14 protein-coding genes are annotated in these 15,067 nt (G+C 70.3%); 8 read left to right on the top strand and 6 right to left on the bottom strand.

Going from position 1 to position 15,067, the window contains the following annotated elements; translation table 11 throughout:
* The first annotated feature begins 35 nt into the window (after positions 1-35).
* From hutH to hutI, 5 genes are read left to right on the top strand one after another with little or no spacing between them, the layout of a single operon-like run.
* Positions 36-1,562, top strand: coding sequence for a histidine ammonia-lyase (gene hutH, locus LCL61_RS38380; protein ID WP_340684279.1), 1,527 nt, complete (start codon positions 36-38; stop codon positions 1,560-1,562).
* A 4-nt stretch (positions 1,563-1,566) separates the two neighbouring features.
* On the top strand, positions 1,567-3,219 hold the full coding sequence (gene hutU, locus LCL61_RS38375; RefSeq protein ID WP_340684278.1) for a urocanate hydratase: 1,653 nt from the start codon (positions 1,567-1,569) through the stop codon (positions 3,217-3,219).
* Positions 3,216-4,412, top strand: coding sequence for an allantoate amidohydrolase (locus LCL61_RS38370; RefSeq protein WP_340684277.1), 1,197 nt, complete (start codon positions 3,216-3,218; stop codon positions 4,410-4,412). Before hutU ends, LCL61_RS38370 begins: the two co-directional genes overlap by 4 nt.
* Positions 4,409-5,713, top strand: a complete 1,305-nt coding sequence (locus LCL61_RS38365; RefSeq protein ID WP_340684276.1) for a formimidoylglutamate deiminase — start codon at positions 4,409-4,411, stop codon at positions 5,711-5,713. Before LCL61_RS38370 ends, LCL61_RS38365 begins: the two co-directional genes overlap by 4 nt.
* A complete protein-coding gene (gene hutI, locus LCL61_RS38360; protein WP_340684275.1) occupies positions 5,701-6,867 on the top strand; it encodes an imidazolonepropionase in 1,167 nt (388 codons plus the stop codon). Before LCL61_RS38365 ends, hutI begins: the two co-directional genes overlap by 13 nt.
* A 27-nt stretch (positions 6,868-6,894) precedes the next feature.
* Here hutI and LCL61_RS38355 read toward each other — a convergent pair whose 3' ends face one another.
* Positions 6,895-7,653, bottom strand: a complete 759-nt coding sequence (locus LCL61_RS38355; protein WP_340684274.1) for a hypothetical protein — start codon at positions 7,651-7,653, stop codon at positions 6,895-6,897.
* Positions 7,650-7,859 carry a hypothetical protein gene (locus LCL61_RS38350; protein WP_007034335.1) on the bottom strand — a complete coding sequence of 70 codons (210 nt, stop codon included), beginning with the start codon at positions 7,857-7,859 and terminating at the stop codon, positions 7,650-7,652. The genes LCL61_RS38355 and LCL61_RS38350 overlap by 4 nt, the downstream gene beginning before the upstream one ends.
* Positions 7,860-7,956: 97 nt before the next feature.
* Here LCL61_RS38350 and LCL61_RS38345 point away from each other — a divergent pair, with 97 nt between their 5' ends.
* Positions 7,957-9,579, top strand: a complete 1,623-nt coding sequence (locus LCL61_RS38345) for a sensor histidine kinase (RefSeq protein ID WP_340684273.1) — start codon at positions 7,957-7,959, stop codon at positions 9,577-9,579.
* Positions 9,554-10,228, top strand: a complete 675-nt coding sequence (locus LCL61_RS38340; RefSeq protein ID WP_340684272.1) for a response regulator transcription factor — start codon at positions 9,554-9,556, stop codon at positions 10,226-10,228. The genes LCL61_RS38345 and LCL61_RS38340 overlap by 26 nt, the downstream gene beginning before the upstream one ends.
* Here LCL61_RS38340 and LCL61_RS38335 read toward each other — a convergent pair.
* Positions 10,173-11,294: an FAD-dependent monooxygenase gene (locus LCL61_RS38335; RefSeq protein ID WP_340684271.1), complete on the bottom strand. Its 1,122-nt coding sequence runs from the start codon at positions 11,292-11,294 to the stop codon at positions 10,173-10,175. The genes LCL61_RS38340 and LCL61_RS38335 overlap by 56 nt on opposite strands.
* 43 nt (positions 11,295-11,337) lie before the next feature.
* On the opposite strand from LCL61_RS38335, the gene LCL61_RS38330 reads away from it, so the two are divergent.
* Positions 11,338-11,883 carry a TetR/AcrR family transcriptional regulator gene (locus tag LCL61_RS38330; RefSeq protein ID WP_340684270.1) on the top strand — a complete coding sequence of 182 codons (546 nt, stop codon included), beginning with the start codon at positions 11,338-11,340 and terminating at the stop codon, positions 11,881-11,883.
* A gap of 357 nt (positions 11,884-12,240) precedes the next feature.
* On the opposite strand, the gene LCL61_RS38325 is transcribed toward LCL61_RS38330, so the two are convergent.
* From LCL61_RS38325 to LCL61_RS38315, 3 genes are read right to left on the bottom strand one after another with little or no spacing between them, the layout of a single operon-like run.
* Positions 12,241-12,987 (bottom strand): ABC transporter permease, encoded by a 747-nt coding sequence (locus LCL61_RS38325; RefSeq protein ID WP_340684269.1) that lies wholly within the window; start codon positions 12,985-12,987, stop codon positions 12,241-12,243.
* Positions 12,984-14,018, bottom strand: a complete 1,035-nt coding sequence (locus LCL61_RS38320) for an acetylhydrolase (RefSeq protein ID WP_340684268.1) — start codon at positions 14,016-14,018, stop codon at positions 12,984-12,986. The genes LCL61_RS38325 and LCL61_RS38320 overlap by 4 nt, the downstream gene beginning before the upstream one ends.
* Positions 14,015-14,932, bottom strand: a complete 918-nt coding sequence (locus LCL61_RS38315) for an ABC transporter ATP-binding protein (protein WP_340684267.1) — start codon at positions 14,930-14,932, stop codon at positions 14,015-14,017. Before LCL61_RS38315 ends, LCL61_RS38320 begins: the two co-directional genes overlap by 4 nt.
* Positions 14,933-15,067 lie beyond the last annotated feature (135 nt).

Raw genomic sequence — 15,067 nt, 5'->3', positions numbered from 1 at the left:
TCCCACCAGCGGGCATGGCGTTGTCCAATGGGGCTATGCCGGAAACCGTACTTCTGGGCTCCGAACCGCTTCGGCCCGAACAGGTCGTCGCGGTCGCCCGTGACCACTCGCCCGTCGCGGTCAGCGAAGCGGCCGAGAAGAACCTCGCCGCGACGCGGCAGCACATCGACAACCTCGCGCACGCCGAGACGCCGACGTACGGCGTTTCGACGGGCTTCGGGGCGCTCGCGACCAGGCACATTCCGCTTGAGAGCCGCACCGCGCTTCAGCGGTCGCTGATCCGGTCGCACGCGGCGGGCGCGGGCCCGGTCGTGGAGACCGAGGTCGTGCGCGCGCTGATGCTGCTGCGCCTCCGCACTCTCGCCAGCGGGTACACCGGCATCCGGCCGCAGACCGCGCAAGCGCTTGCGGCCCTGCTCAACGCCGGGATCACCCCGCTCGTTCACGAGTACGGCTCCCTCGGCTGCTCCGGTGACCTCGCGCCTCTCGCCGCTGTCGCGCTCGCGCTGATGGGAGAGGGCGAAGTCGAGTACAACGGCGAAGTCGTCCAGGCGGGCGTAGCGCTGAAGCACGCTGGCATCGAGCCCGTCGTTCTCGCGGAGAAGGAGGGCCTCGCCCTCACGAACGGGACCGACGGCATGCTCGGCATGCTCCTGCTGGCCGCGGCCGACCTTCGCAAGCTTCTCGACACCGCCGACATCACTGCGGCGATGAGCGTCGAAGCGCTCCTCGGCACCGATCGCGCCTTCGCGGCCGACCTCCAGGCGCTGCGCCCGCACCCGGGCCAGGCGCTGAGTGCCCAGCGGATGTGGACGGCGCTTCAGGACTCGAAGATCGTCGAGAGCCACCGCGGCCCGGATTGCAACCGCGTCCAGGACGCGTACTCCCTCCGCTGCGCGCCCCAGGTGCACGGCGGAGCCCGCGACAGCCTCACGCACGCCGAACTCGTCGCCGAGCGTGAGCTTCACTCCGCGGTCGACAACCCGGTCGTGCTGTCCGACGGCCGCGTCGAGTCGAACGGCAACTTCCACGGCGCCCCGGTCGCGTACGTGCTCGACTTCCTCGCCATCCCGCTCGCGGACGTCGCCAGCATCTCCGAGCGCCGCACGGACCGCATGCTCGACAAGGCCCGCTCGCACGGCCTGCCGCCGTTTCTCGCCTTTGATCCCGGCGTCGATTCCGGCCACATGATCGCCCAGTACACGCAGGCGGCCGTGGTCAGCGAGCTCAAGCGGCTCGCGGTGCCGGCGTCGGTCGATTCGATCCCGAGCAGCGCCATGCAGGAGGACCACGTCTCCATGGGCTGGTCCGCCGCGCGCAAGCTGCGCAAGGCGGTCGAAGGCCTCAACACCGTCCTCGCCATCGAACTGCTCACCGCCGCGCGCGCACTCGACATGCGCGCGCCCCTGGTCCCGTCGCCGGTCACCGGCCGGGTCCGGGATCTCGTCCGCACCAAGGTCGAGGGCCCCGGCCCCGACCGTCATCTGGCGCCGGAGATCGCCGCCGCCGAAGAACTCGTCGCGTCGGGTGCCGTCCTCGCCGCGGCCCAACTGGAGGTCTGAGCCCATGACCCGCACGGTCCGTGCCGCCCGAGGCACCACGCTCACCGCGAAGAACTGGCAGACCGAAGCCGCGCTGCGGATGTTCCACAACAACCTCGACCCCGAGGTCGCCGAGCGCCCGGAGGACCTGGTCGTCTACGGCGGCACCGGCAAGGCCGCCCGCAACTGGGCCAGCTTCGACGCGATCACCCGCGAACTGACCGGTTTGGAGCCGGACGAGACGCTGCTCGTCCAGTCCGGCAAGCCGGTCGGCGTGTTCCGCACGCACGAATGGGCGCCGCGCGTGCTCATCGCGAACTCCAACCTCGTCGGCGACTGGGCGACGTGGCCCGAGTTCCGCCGCCTGGAGGCGCAGGGCCTGACCATGTACGGCCAGATGACCGCGGGGTCTTGGATCTACATCGGCACGCAGGGAATCCTGCAAGGCACGTACGAGACTTTCGCCGCCGTCGCGAAGAAGCGCTTCGGCGGCAGCCTCAAGGGCACGCTCACCGTCACCGCCGGTCTCGGCGGCATGGGTGGCGCGCAGCCGCTGGCCGTCACGATGAACGACGGTGTCGCCCTCGTCATCGAATGCGACCCGCAGCGCGCCCACCGCCGTGTCGAGACCCGCTACCTCGACGAGGTCGCCGACGACCTCGACGACGCGATCCGCCGGGTGGAGGCCGCGAAGAAGGAGAAGCGCGCGCTGTCCGTCGGCGTGGTCGGCAACGCCGCCGAGGTGCTGCCCGAACTGCTTCGCCGCGGCGTCGAGGTCGACATCGTCACCGACCAGACCTCCGCGCACGACCCGCTTTCCTATCTGCCCAAGGGCGTCGGCGTCGACGAGTGGCAGGACTACGCGGACAAGAAGCCCGACGAGTTCACCGAGCGCGCCCGTGAATCGATGGCAGAGCACGTCGAGGCGATGCTCGGCTTCCTCGACAAGGGCGCCGAGGTCTTCGACTACGGCAACTCCCTGCGCGGCGAGGCGAAACTCGGCGGCTGCGAACGGGCCTTCGACTTCCCGGGGTTCGTGCCCGCCTACATCCGCCCGCTGTTCTGCGAGGGCAACGGCCCGTTCCGCTGGGCGGCCCTGTCCGGTGACCCCGAGGACATCGCGGCGACCGACCGCGCGATGCTGGAACTGTTCCCGGAGAACGAATCCCTCGCGCGCTGGATCCGGCTGGCCGGTGAACGCGTCGCGTTCCAGGGCCTTCCGTCGCGGATCTGCTGGCTCGGCTACGGCGAGCGGCACCTCGCGGGCCTGCGGTTCAACGAGATGGTCGCCAGCGGTGAGCTGAAGGCGCCGGTCGTCATCGGCCGCGATCACCTCGACTCGGGCAGCGTCGCCTCGCCGTACCGCGAGACCGAGGGCATGGCCGACGGTTCCGACGCGATCGCCGACTGGCCGCTGCTGAACGCGCTGGTCAACACCTCGTCGGGCGCCAGCTGGGTGTCGATCCACCACGGCGGCGGCGTCGGTATGGGCCGGTCCATCCACGCGGGCCAGGTCAGTGTGGCCGACGGAACCCAGCTGGCCGCGCAGAAACTCGAACGTGTGCTCACCAACGACCCGGGCATGGGCGTCATCCGGCACGTCGACGCCGGGTACGACCGCGCCGCCGAAGTCGCCGACGAGCGCGGCGTGCGCGTGCCGATGCGGGACGCCGAGTGACCGCGTCCTCGCTGCTGGAGGAGATTTCGGACGTCGGCCGCGACCCGAAGCGGGGCGGCTACTCCCGCCACGCCTTCGACGCGGCCGAAACCGAGCTGCGCGCGTGGTTCGTCGAGCGCGCCGGGCGGCTGGGCCTGGGTGTCGAGACCGACCGCAACGGCAACATCTGGGCCTGGTGGGGAACACCAGGCCCGGACGCGGTCGTCACCGGGAGCCATCTCGACTCGGTGCCCGGCGGCGGCGCGTTCGACGGCCCGCTCGGCGTCGCGAGCGCGCTCGACGCGGTGGAGATCTTGCAGGCCAAAGGATTTCGTCCGGCGAAGCCGTTCGCCGTCGTGGTCTTCGCCGAGGAGGAAGGTGGTCGATTCGGCGTGCCGTGCCTCGGTTCGCGGCTGCTGACCGGGACCATCGACGCGGACAAGGCGCGGAGCCTGCGCGACCCGGACGGTGTCACGTTCGCCGAAGCGGCGGCGAAATCCGGCCTCGATCCCGAGCGGGTCGGCCGGGACCCCGAGCGGCTCGGGCTGATCGGGCGGTTCCTGGAACTGCACGTGGAGCAGGGACGCGGGCTGATCGACCTCGGCTCGCCGGTCGCCGTCGGCAATACGGTGATCGCGCACGGCCGATGGCGATTCTCCTTCCAGGGACAGGGAAACCACGCCGGCGCGACGCTGATCGGCGATCGTCGCGACCCGATGATCCCGGCGGCCGAGACCGTGCTCGCCGTGCGGAAACTGGCGAAGGCCACCGCCGACGCGAGGGCGACCGTCGGCAGGCTCGTGCCCACTCCCGGCGGGACCAACGTCATCGCGTCCACTGTGGACTTGTGGCTGGACGCGCGGGTGCCGGGTGCGGACACGCCCGAGCTGGTCGCCGAGATCGCGAAGCTGGCCGAAGACGCGGCAGGGCAGGAAGGCTGCCGCGTCGAGGTCAGCAGGGAGTCGTACTCGGACGACGTGATCTTCGACGACGCGTTGCGCCGTGACCTGGGCACCTGGCTGGGCGGGCCGCCGGAACTGCCGACCGGCGCCGGGCACGACGCGGCGATCCTCGCCGGGTTCGTCCCGTCCGGGATGCTCTACGTGCGCAACCCCACCGGCATCAGCCATTCGCCGGAGGAGTTCTCCGAGGCGGAGGACGTCGACCACGGGGCTCGCGCGCTCGCGGACGTCCTGGAGAAACTGTCGACATGACGACATATTGGTGTGAACGTGCCTGGCTGCCGGACGGGATCGCCGATGCCGTCCGGATCGAGATCGACGGCGGCGAGATCACTTCGGTGACGGCGAAAGCGCCTCGCGAAGGAACTGTCCTCAATGGACTCACTTTGCCGGGGTTCGCCAACGGGCATTCGCACGCGTTCCACCGTGCGCTGCGCGGCCGGACGCACCACGATCGCGGAACCTTCTGGACGTGGCGCGAGCGGATGTACTCGCTCGCGTCACGGCTCGACCCGGATTCGTACTACCGCCTGGCGCGCGGCGTTTACGCGGAGATGGTGCTGGCCGGGTACACAAGCGTCGGCGAGTTCCACTACCTGCACCACGCGCCGGGTGGAAAGCCTTACGTAGAGCCGAACGCGATGGGTGAGGCGCTGCGGCAGGCCGCCAGGGACGCCGGAATCCGGCTGACGTTGCTCGACACGTGCTACCTCGCGGGCGGTATCGGGGTGGAACCCGACGAGGTGCAGCAGCGGTTCTCCGACGGGACAGCCTCGAAGTGGGCGCAACGAGCCGGCGAATTGCGGGAGGATGAGACGTTCCGGGTTGGCGGCGCGATCCATTCCGTGCGTGCCGTCCCCGAAGATCAACTGTCCGAAGTGGACAACGGGACACCCGCGGATCGGCCGCTGCACATCCATCTTTCGGAGCAGCGGGCCGAGAACGAGCAGTGCATGGCGGCCTATCACTGGACTCCGACGGGGCTGCTCTGGGACAACGGCGTGCTCAGCGAGCGGCTCACGGCGGTGCACGCGACGCACCTGACGCCGGGCGATATCCAGTGGCTCGGCGAGGCCGGTAGCCGTGCCTGCTTCTGCCCGACGACCGAACGGGATCTCGGTGACGGCATCGGCCCCGCGCGGACGCTGCTGGACGCGGGGGTGCGGCTGTCGCTCGGCAGCGACAGCAACGCGGTCGTCGACGCGTTCGAGGAGACCAGGGCGCTGGAACTGAACGAGCGGCTCGCCAGCGAGAAACGCGGCCGGTTCACCGCGGAGGAACTGCTCGCGGCGGCGACGGATCACGGCGCGGTCGGCTGGGACGAGGTCGGCGCGCTGGCTCCGGGCGCGGGCGCGGACCTGGTGACGGTCGGCCTCGGTTCGGTGCGCACCGCGGGGATCGAGCCGTCCGGGGTGGTCTTCGCCGCCGCCGGCGCGGACGTCCGGGACGTCGTCGTCGCGGGGCGCGAGATCGTCCGCGACGGCGCGCATCAGCTGATCGACCGGCCGGAAACGGTCTTGGCCAAGGAGATCGAGGCATTGTGGCAGTCCTGATCACGGGAATCGGCGAACTCACCACGAACGACGCCGAACTGGGCAAGCTCCACGGCGCGGCCGTCGTCGTCGAGGGCGAAACGATCGCCTGGGTCGGCGCGGCCGCGGACGCGCCCGACGCGGACGAGCGGGTCGACGTCGAAGGCCGCGCGGTGCTGCCCGGCTGGGTGGACAGTCACACGCACCTGGTCTTCGCCGGGGACCGGACCGCCGAGTTCGAGGCGCGGATGGCCGGGAAGGCGTACAGCGCCGGAGGGATCGCGGTCACCGTCGACGCGACGCGGTCTGCGTCCGACGAGCAGCTGGCGGCGAATCTGCGGCGACACGTCGACGAAGCGGCGAGGCAGGGCACGACTTGTCTGGAAACGAAGACCGGATACGGGCTCAACGTCGAAGACGAGGCGCGTTCGGCGCGGATCGCCGCCGAGGTGGCCGACGAGGTCACGTTCCTCGGCGCGCATCTGGTGCCGCAGGGCGCGGACGCGGAGTCCTATGTGGACTTGGTATGCGGCGACATGCTCGACGCCGTCGCGCCGCTCGTGCGGTGGGCGGACGTGTTCTGCGAGACCGGCGCGTTCGACGAGGCGCAGTCCGGGCGGGTGCTGAAGGCGGCGCGGGAACGCGGGCTCGGGCTCCGGCTGCACGGGAACCAGCTGGGGGAGGGCCCGGGTGTGCGGCTCGCCGTCGAGCTGGGGGCGGCGAGCGTCGACCACTGCACGTACCTGAGCGAAGCGGACGTCGAGGCTCTCGCTGCTTCGGACACCGTGGCGACCTTGCTGCCGGCGTGTGACCTGTCGACCCGGCAGCCGCTGGCGCCGGCGCGGCGCCTTCTCGACGCGGGGGCGACGGTGGCGCTGGCCAGCAACGCGAACCCGGGCAGCTCGTACACGACGTCGATGGCGTTCTGCGTCACGACCGCGGTGCTGCAGATGCGGATGACGATCGACGAGGCGGTGTGGTCGGCGACGGCGGGTGGCGCTCGCGCGTTGCGGCGTGACGACGTGGGTTTCGTGCGGCCGGGGGCGCGCGCCGATCTTCACGTGCTGGAGGCGCCTTCCACGACGCACCTCGCCTACCGGCCAGGGGTGCCGCTTACGGCCGGCGTGTGGTGGCGCGGTAGGCGTCTGACCAGCGATTTCGTCTCAAAGTGGTAGCAAAGGTCCCTTGCTCCCCCGCAGTGGTCAGGAGGTCTGGTCGAGGGTCTCCCGGACGCGCTCACGCAAGGCGGGCGGGAGTTCGCCGAGCAGGTGCGACCACTGCTCGACCCGCTTCTCGCTCAGGTGCGTGAGCAGGTCGAGCACCGGAGCCCACAGGTCCTCGTCGGCGGCCGCGACCTGGAGGAGGCCGCGGAACCGGGCTTCGGGGAGCAGTCCGAGGACGTGATCGATCCGGCTCTTGTCGTCGAGGACGAACGCGATCCGGATCAGCGCGTCGTCGCCGATGACGGCCAGGGCCCGGCGCACCGTCGGATCGGGAAGGTGGCCGACGAACCGGCCGACGGTGATCCAGTCCTCGCGGCGCACCAGTTCGACGGCGACCGCGACGACGGTGTCGAGCGGGATCCTGGCGATGATCGCGCTCGCACGGCGCGGGTCCAGCTCGGCCGCGACGTCGGCCAGGAAGGGCGGCTTCAGCCGCTTCGCGACGTCGACGCCCCGGGAGACGTCCACCAGCCCGGCGATCCGCGCGCACAGAAGCGGGCCGAAGACCTTCTCGGCGATCTTCGCGAGGATCGGGCTCGGGACGAGTTTGCTCGCCATCGCCATCCGCTCGAGGGCGGCGAGGTTGGCGTCGAACAGCGTGTCCGTCACCTGTTCGCGGAACGCCTGGAGTTCGGCGGGGTCCACTTTCTCCAGGTACGAGAGCCGCTCCGGGGTGGTGCCGAGGACGCGGGCGAGTTTGAGGATCTCCGCCTGCGCGGCGAAGTTTTCGGTGGTCACAGGCCCACCACCTTGCGAACGGTGCCGCGCAGCAGCGCGGGTACGTACTTCAGGCCCTCTTCGCCCGCTTCGGCCAATGCCTTGGCCTGGCGGTGGCGCGCGTCGCGCAGCGCGTCGGAGAGGTCCTGCTTCTCGTTGTCGGCCAGCGCTTCGATGCCTGCCGGGACAGGACCGCCTAGCTGACCGGTGAGTGTGCGCTCGGCCATGGTCGATCATCATGCCTCATCGGACGCGGGAAGCAGGGGACCTTTACTTTCGTCCATGGCGGACCGCTCGTCACGGCTTGTAGCGTCCAGGTCTGTGATGGACGGAGAGGAGCCCGTGCGGCGCGGGCGGCGGCTGTTGATGGACGTCGCGCTGTGGCTCGGGCTCTGCGGTTGGGTGGTCATCGACGCCGGGTCCAGCACGAAGCACTGGGAACTGCTCTTCGGACTCGTCGCGACCACGGCCGCGATCGCGGTGGCGCGCCGGTACCCGCTGGTCTCACTCGCCATCGCCATGGTCGCGAGCTTCATCGTGCTGGGCAGTTTCGGTGGCCGGGTGCCGATCTGGGAGGGGTTCGTCCTCGTCGCTGTGGGTTACCTCGCCGGCTATCGGCACCCGGTCGCGAAACCGATGCTGCGCCTTTTCGCCGCTGTTTCGGTGCTGGCGGTGCCCGTCGCGCTGCTGTGGAGTAAGGACGGCTTCGCGTCCTGGGGTGCGTTGCTCGGTGTCCTGGTCTTCGCGGGGGTGACGCCCTGGCTGCTGGGCAGGTACGTCCGGCAGCGCGAGGACATGGCGCGCGACGGCTGGCGGCGCGCCGAGGAGATGGAGAGCCGCCAGCGGCTCGTCGCCGACCGCGCGCGGCTGCGTGAGCGCACCCGGATCGCCAGCGACATGCACGATTCGCTGGGCCACGAGCTGAGCCTGATCGCCGTGCGCGCGGCGGCGCTGGAGGTCGCGGGCGGACTCGACGAACCGCAGCGGCAGGCCGCGGGCGAGTTGCGGCAGAGCGCCGCGACGGCGACCGAGCGGCTGCGCGAGATCATCGGCGTCCTGCGCGAGGACGACGCGCCGACCGAGCCGGTGCACGAGAGCATCGACGAACTGCTCGGCCGGGCGAGGGCTTCGGGCGTGCTGATCAAGTCCTCTGTGGACGAACCGGTCGACGGTGAGCCGCCGATGGTCGACCGCGCCGCGTATCGCGTGGTCCAGGAATCGGTCACGAACGTGGTGAAACACGCGCCGGGTGCCGCGGTCACGGTCCGGGTCGTGCGATCCGAGGGGCGGACGGACGTCGTGGTCACCAACGCCGCGCCGCCCGCGGGCCCGCTCCCGGGCCGGACGTCGGGCAAACGCGGGCTGATCGGCCTGCGCGAACGGGTCCGGCTGGTCGGCGGGACCTTGCGGGCGGGCCCCCGCGACGGCGGATTCGAGGTCAGCGCGACCTTGCCGCACGACGCGGCGCCTTCGGAGGAATCGCCGGAGAGCCAGGCGGCGATGGACGCCGAGGTGGGGCAGTCGACGTCGGCGAGGGAACTGGAACGGGCCCGCCGCGACGTCCGGCGCAGCCTGATCCAGGCGATCGTCGTGCCGATCGGGCTTTTCGGCGTGGTGGTCGGGATCAGCGGGGCCGTGTTCCTCGTCCAGTGGTACCGCTCGGAACTCGCCGTCGGCGACTACGACCGCATCCGGATCGGCCAGACGCGCGCGGAGATCGCCTCCCTCCTCCCTGATGGTCAGCGGATCACTCGGCCACGTGCGGTGGAGCCGCCGGTGCCCGCTGGGGCGGCATGCGAGTACTACGGCACCGAGCGCAGCGTGTTCAACTTGAACTACGAGGCCTACCGGCTGTGCTTCGCCGACGGGAAACTCGTGGCGAAGAACGTGATCAGTGAAGACGAGCAAAGGGGGAACCCGGATGATCCGGGTCGTGCTGGCCGATGACGAGGCGATGATCCGCGCCGGGGTGTCGGCGATCCTGGCCGCGGACGCCGGAATCGAGGTGGTCGCGGAAGCAGAGGACGGGCGCGCCGCCGTCGAGCAGGCCCGCGCGACCAGGCCGGACGTCGTGCTCCTCGACATCCGGATGCCGGTCATGGACGGGCTCAAGGCGGCCGAAGAGATCCGCCGGTTGCTGCCCGAGGTGGGCGTGATCATGCTGACCACGTTCGGCGAGGACGCCTACATCGAACGCGCGCTCGGTCTCGGCGCGAGCGGCTTCCTGCTGAAATCCGGCGATCCCCGTGAACTGCTCGGCGGGATCCACGCGGTCGCGGGTGGCGCGGCGTTCCTTTCGCCGAAGGTCGCGCAGCGGGTCATCGCCCGCTTCTCCGGCAACCAGGTCTCCCGCGCCGAAGAGGCGAAGGCGCTGATCGGCAAACTGACCCCGCGTGAGCAGGAAGTGCTGGCGTTGCTCGGTTCCGGACTGTCCAATGCGGACATCGCCGCGAAGCTGTTCGTGGTCGAGGGCACGGTGAAGGCCTACGTCAGCACCATCCTCAACCGGCTCGGCGCGCGGAACCGGGTGCAGGCCGCGATCACCGCGTACGAGGCGGGGCTGGTCGGCGGGGGACCGGAGGCGTCCAGCCGCTGACGCCGGCGCCGATGCGGGCGGTGAGCGCGCCGGGGAGTAGCCGGAACACGCCGTTGCGGACGGCCACGGCGAGCGGATTGCGCAGCTGCGGGCCGATTCTTCCGGCCTGGACCGAGGCTTTGACCACCGATTGGCTGCGCGGGCGGCGCTGCTCGTCGTAACTCTTCAGTGCCGCGTCGACGTCTTCGGTGGTGCTGAGCGCCGCGGCGAGAACGACGGCGTCTTCGATCGCCTGGCAGCCGCCTTGGCCGAGGAACGGCGGCATGGCGTGGGCCGCGTCTCCGAGAAGCGCGACACGACCTTTGACGTAGGTGGGCAGGGGAGTGCCGAGCAGGTAGAGATCGTGGTGGAGCAGCGTCTCGGGCGCGGTCGACTCGATGAGCTCGGGAATCGGTTCGTGCCAGCCGTCGAAGCGGTTTCGCAGATACGACTTCGGGTCCTCGTGACGGACGCCCGCTTCGGCGACGTAGCTCGCCCACCAGTAGACGCGGCCGTCGTGCAGCGGGATGACCCCGATCTCGGCTCCGTCGTCCCAGCTCGTGCTGAGTTCCGTCGGGTGAGGGAGGGTGGTCACCGCGCGGTAGGCCGTGCTGCCGCTGTAGACCGGTTCGGGATGCCGTGGCCAGAGTTGTTTGCGGGCCGTGCTGTGGATTCCGTCCGCGGCGATGATGACGTCGGCGTCGAGATCGTCGAGGTTCGTGACCTCGACGCCGGTGCGGACGCAGCCGTCGGGGAGGGCGTCGCGGAGCGCGCCGATGAGATCCGCGCGGTGGATGGCGGCGAGCGGGCGCCCATGGCGACGGCGGAACGCCTCGGCGTCCCACCGGGTGATGCGGCGGCCGTCGCGGTCGTGGAGACCGCCGGAGGATTGTTCCTGTTGTCCGGCGAGGCGGACGCCCAGCGTTTCGAGTGACCGCAGGGCGTTCGGCCACAGGGAGATGCCCGCGCCGACAGCGGTGAGCTCCGGCGCCTGTTCGAGGACGGTGACCTCCCAGCCGATGCCGTGCAGTCCGATGGCGGCGCTCAGCCCGCCGATTCCCCCGCCGATCACGATCGCTTTGCGCATGTCGACCTCCTCTACAGTTGTAGAGTACTACTACACTTGTAGAGTGCGAAAGGCGACGATCGGGGACGCGGCCATCGAGGTCATCGCGGCCGAGGGGATGCGGGGGCTGACGCATCGCGCCGTCGACCGGTTCGCCGGGCTGCCGCCGGGTTCGACCTCGTACTACGCGCGGACGCGGGCGGCGCTGCTGGAGCTGGCGATCTCGCGGATGATCGAACTCGACGAGGTCACCCTCGACCCGCCACCCGGGCAGCTGGCCGAGTACGTGGCGGGGTTCGCCCACGCGGCGATCACGAACGGGCGGACGCGGATGCTCGCGCGGTACGAGTTCGCGCTGGAGGCGACGCGGCGGCCGGAGCTGCGGGAGGCCTACGACCGGGGCGGGCTCGTCATCCGGCGGCGGTGCGCGGAGGTGCTCGCCGCGTGCGGATCGGCGGAGCCGGAGCGGCACGCGCGGGTGCTCGTGGCGTGGCTGGAAGGGACGGTCTTCGACGCGCTGGCCGGGACGGGGTCGTTGCGGCCGCCCGGGTTGGAGGAGTTGACGCGGGGGGCGCGGGAGGTGTTGGCGGGGCTCGGGGTGGCGGGATAGCAGGGGACCTTTGCTACCGCCTGAGGCTCTGACCTGCGGAAAGAGAGCAGGGGACCTTTGCTGCCGCCCGGGGTGTGTGGAAATAGAGACGTTGAGTGTCTCTATTTCCACACACCCTGTACGTCGCGTAGTGACTGTGTGGGTTTTGGGACATCTGACGTCCCAGAATCCACACGGTCACCTCGGGCGTTCCGCTGTGCAGGGAAGCAAGGGACCTTTGCTCCCGCTTCTCTCAATGTCGAGACAAGCGCGTCGACCCGCGGGCTCCGGAACGGGATGTCCCGAAAGCCACTCCTGAAAGTGGCTTTCGCGACGTGCCCGGGCACCCAAGCGGTAGCAAAGGTCCCTTGCTCCCCGTCAGGCGTCCCGCCGCCTGAGCACCGTGGAACCGGTGACCAGACCAGCAGCGGCCCAAGCCGCACAGAGCGCGACGCCGACCCAGGGCGCGTAGGGCGCGACGCCGCCGAAGATCGGGTTCGGCTGCCCTGGCGTGACCATCGCGTTGACACCCGCGAAGCCCGGGAAGTAGTTCACGAGGTCTTCCCAGCCCAGCGAGCCGGCGAACATCGGGATCATCACCAGCAGCACGAACACTGTCACGATCGTCCCCGCCGTCGAGCGCAGCGCCGTCCCGAGGCCGAGGCAGAGCAGCCCCAGCAGCGCGAAGTAGCCGCCCATACCCGCCGCGGTCGCGAGGACCTCGCCCACCGAGGAGCCGGGCGCGGGGATCAGCGGCGCCGAGACCGCCACGCCGGCGAGGGTGTTCAGCACGCCGTAGCCGAACAGCACCGGCAGCAGGACGGCCGATTTCGCCGCGAGGACCCGGTTCCGCACCGGGACCCACTGCAGGGTCGAGCGGATGCTGCCGCTGGCGTATTCGCTCGTGATGAACAGCGTCGCCAGCGCGACCACGGCGAACTGCGTGAGATAGAACGCCGCTCCGGTCACCACGGCGTGTGGGGCCATCGGACGATCGCTGCCGTCCTGCAGCGCGAAACCGAGAGCCGCCGAGTAGGCGAGCATCAGGGCGAGCCCGCTGATCAGGCACCACCAGGTGGACCGGACCGACCAGAACTTGGTCCATTCCGAAGAGATCGTGTTCATCGTGCGCTCCACTGCTTGAAGAAGCCGGTCAGCTCGTTACGGAAGAACTCCAGCGCCTTCCGTGAGTCGATCGAGCCGTACTGGTTCTCGATCTCGGACGGCGGGAGGTGTGGGCGCAGTCCCAACTGGTCGATCAGGATCGCGGCGTCGGTCACTGACGAATGGCCACTGTTCTCGACCAGGTCCTGCTTCTTCGGCCCGATGAGCCGCGGCCAGGTCTCGTCCCAGGACGCCCGGTAGTACTTCTCGCCGGTCGGGCTGGTCAGCAGCAGGAACGGCCGGTCGAGGGAGACGCCGCCGAAGAACGGGCCGTCGATGTTCACGCCCGCCTTGATCCGCCGGTCGGCGACCATCGCGGCGGCGGTCGCCGAACCCCCGGCGGAGTGACCGGCCATCCCGATCTTCGTCGCGTCGATCGACCAGCGCCGGTCCTTCAGCAGCGTGTCGACGACGAACGTGGTGTCCACGGCCCGGTTCGCGATCGCGGCGGGCCACGGCTCACCGGGGAGTCCACAAGCGACACACTGGCGCAGCCCGTCGGGGAACTCCGTCGCCCAGGCTTCGTAGGCGTGGTCGATCCCGGCGACCACGAAGCCTTGCGCGGCAAGGTGTTCGGCCACCGAGGTCAGGGTGATCCGGTTGTTGCCCGCGCCCGGCGAAAGCACCACCAGCGGACGCCGTCCTGGCAGGGAAGGCGCGTTCTCCCGCGAGTGGACCCGCACCTTGCTCAGAGCGTCCGGCGGCAGGTCGAGGTTCCGCCCGGCGACCGTCGCCGCGGACTCGGCCTCGGTCATGTACAGCGGCGCGCGTCCGATCGGGACGGCCGGGTACCAGACGTTGACCATCAGTTCGCGCCGCTTCTCCGGCACCCAGGGGTCGGCTCGTCGCTGATCGGTGAGGTGCAGCGTGCGCAGCCCGATCGGGAGCGGGCCGCCCGGCGCGGGCAGCGACAGTTCCGGCGCCGCCGATGCGGCCGCCGGCACCCCCAGCAGGCCGGCGATCACCGCCACCAGGACCATGAGCGACTTCATGCCGCGACTCCCGTTCCGTATTCGACCGACGACGCGGTCAGTTCCATGTACGCCTGTTCCAGTGACGCGGTCCGTTCGGTCAGCCCGTGCACCCGGATCCCAAGCTCGTGCACCGCGTCGCCGACGAGATGGACGGGCAGGTCGTGCACGAGCAGTTCGTCCTGATCGGATTCCGTGGTCGCGCCGAGCGCGCGAAGACGCTGCTCGAGGACACGCAAATCAGCGGGAGCGGGCACCCGCACCGCGACCGACGTCCGCGAATTGCCCGCGATGAACTCGTCGACCGGCGCGTCGGCGAGCAATTTCCCCTTGCCGATGACGACCAGCCGGTCCGCGGTCAGCTGCATCTCGCTCATCAGATGGCTTGACACGAAAACCGTGCGGCCCTCCTCCGCGAGCGATCGCATCAGCTGCCGCACCCAGCGGACGCCGTCGGGGTCGAGGCCGTTCACCGGCTCGTCGAACATCAGCACGCCCGGGTCGCCCAGCAGGGCACCGGCGATCCCGAGACGCTGCCCCATACCGAGCGAGAACGTCCCGGCGCGTTTGCCCGCGACGTCGGTGAGGCCCACCGTCGCGAGCACTTCGTCCACCCGGCTCGCCGGGATCCCGTTGCTGCGCGCCATCGCCAGGAGGTGCTTGCCCGCGCTCCGGCCCGGATGCAGCGCCTTGGCCTCCAGCAGTGCGCCGACCTCGCGCAGCGGGAATCGCAGGTCCTCGTACCTCTTGCCATCGATACGGACCTCGCCCGCGCTCGGCGCGTCGAGGCCGAGCGTCATCCGCATGGTCGTCGACTTGCCCGCGCCGTTGGGACCGAGGAAACCGGTCACCTTGCCCGGTTCGACGGCGAACGTCAGCCCGTCGACCACCGTCTTCTCGCCATAGCGCTTCGTGAGTCCTCGAAGCGTGATCATCCGCGCCCTCCTTCGTGTCCCCGAATCCTCCGATGCGGGGCCACCCGCGGACATCGCCCCGAAGTCATCGGCCATCCCTTACTTTCGTCAGGTGCCGCTCGGCACGAGTCACCGCGGAAAGGCAGAATCGGCGCC

Source organism: Amycolatopsis coloradensis, assembly GCF_037997115.1.
Taxonomy (GTDB): Bacteria; Actinomycetota; Actinomycetes; order Mycobacteriales; family Pseudonocardiaceae; genus Amycolatopsis; species Amycolatopsis coloradensis_A.
This window is presented reverse-complemented; position numbering and strand designations above follow the sequence as displayed.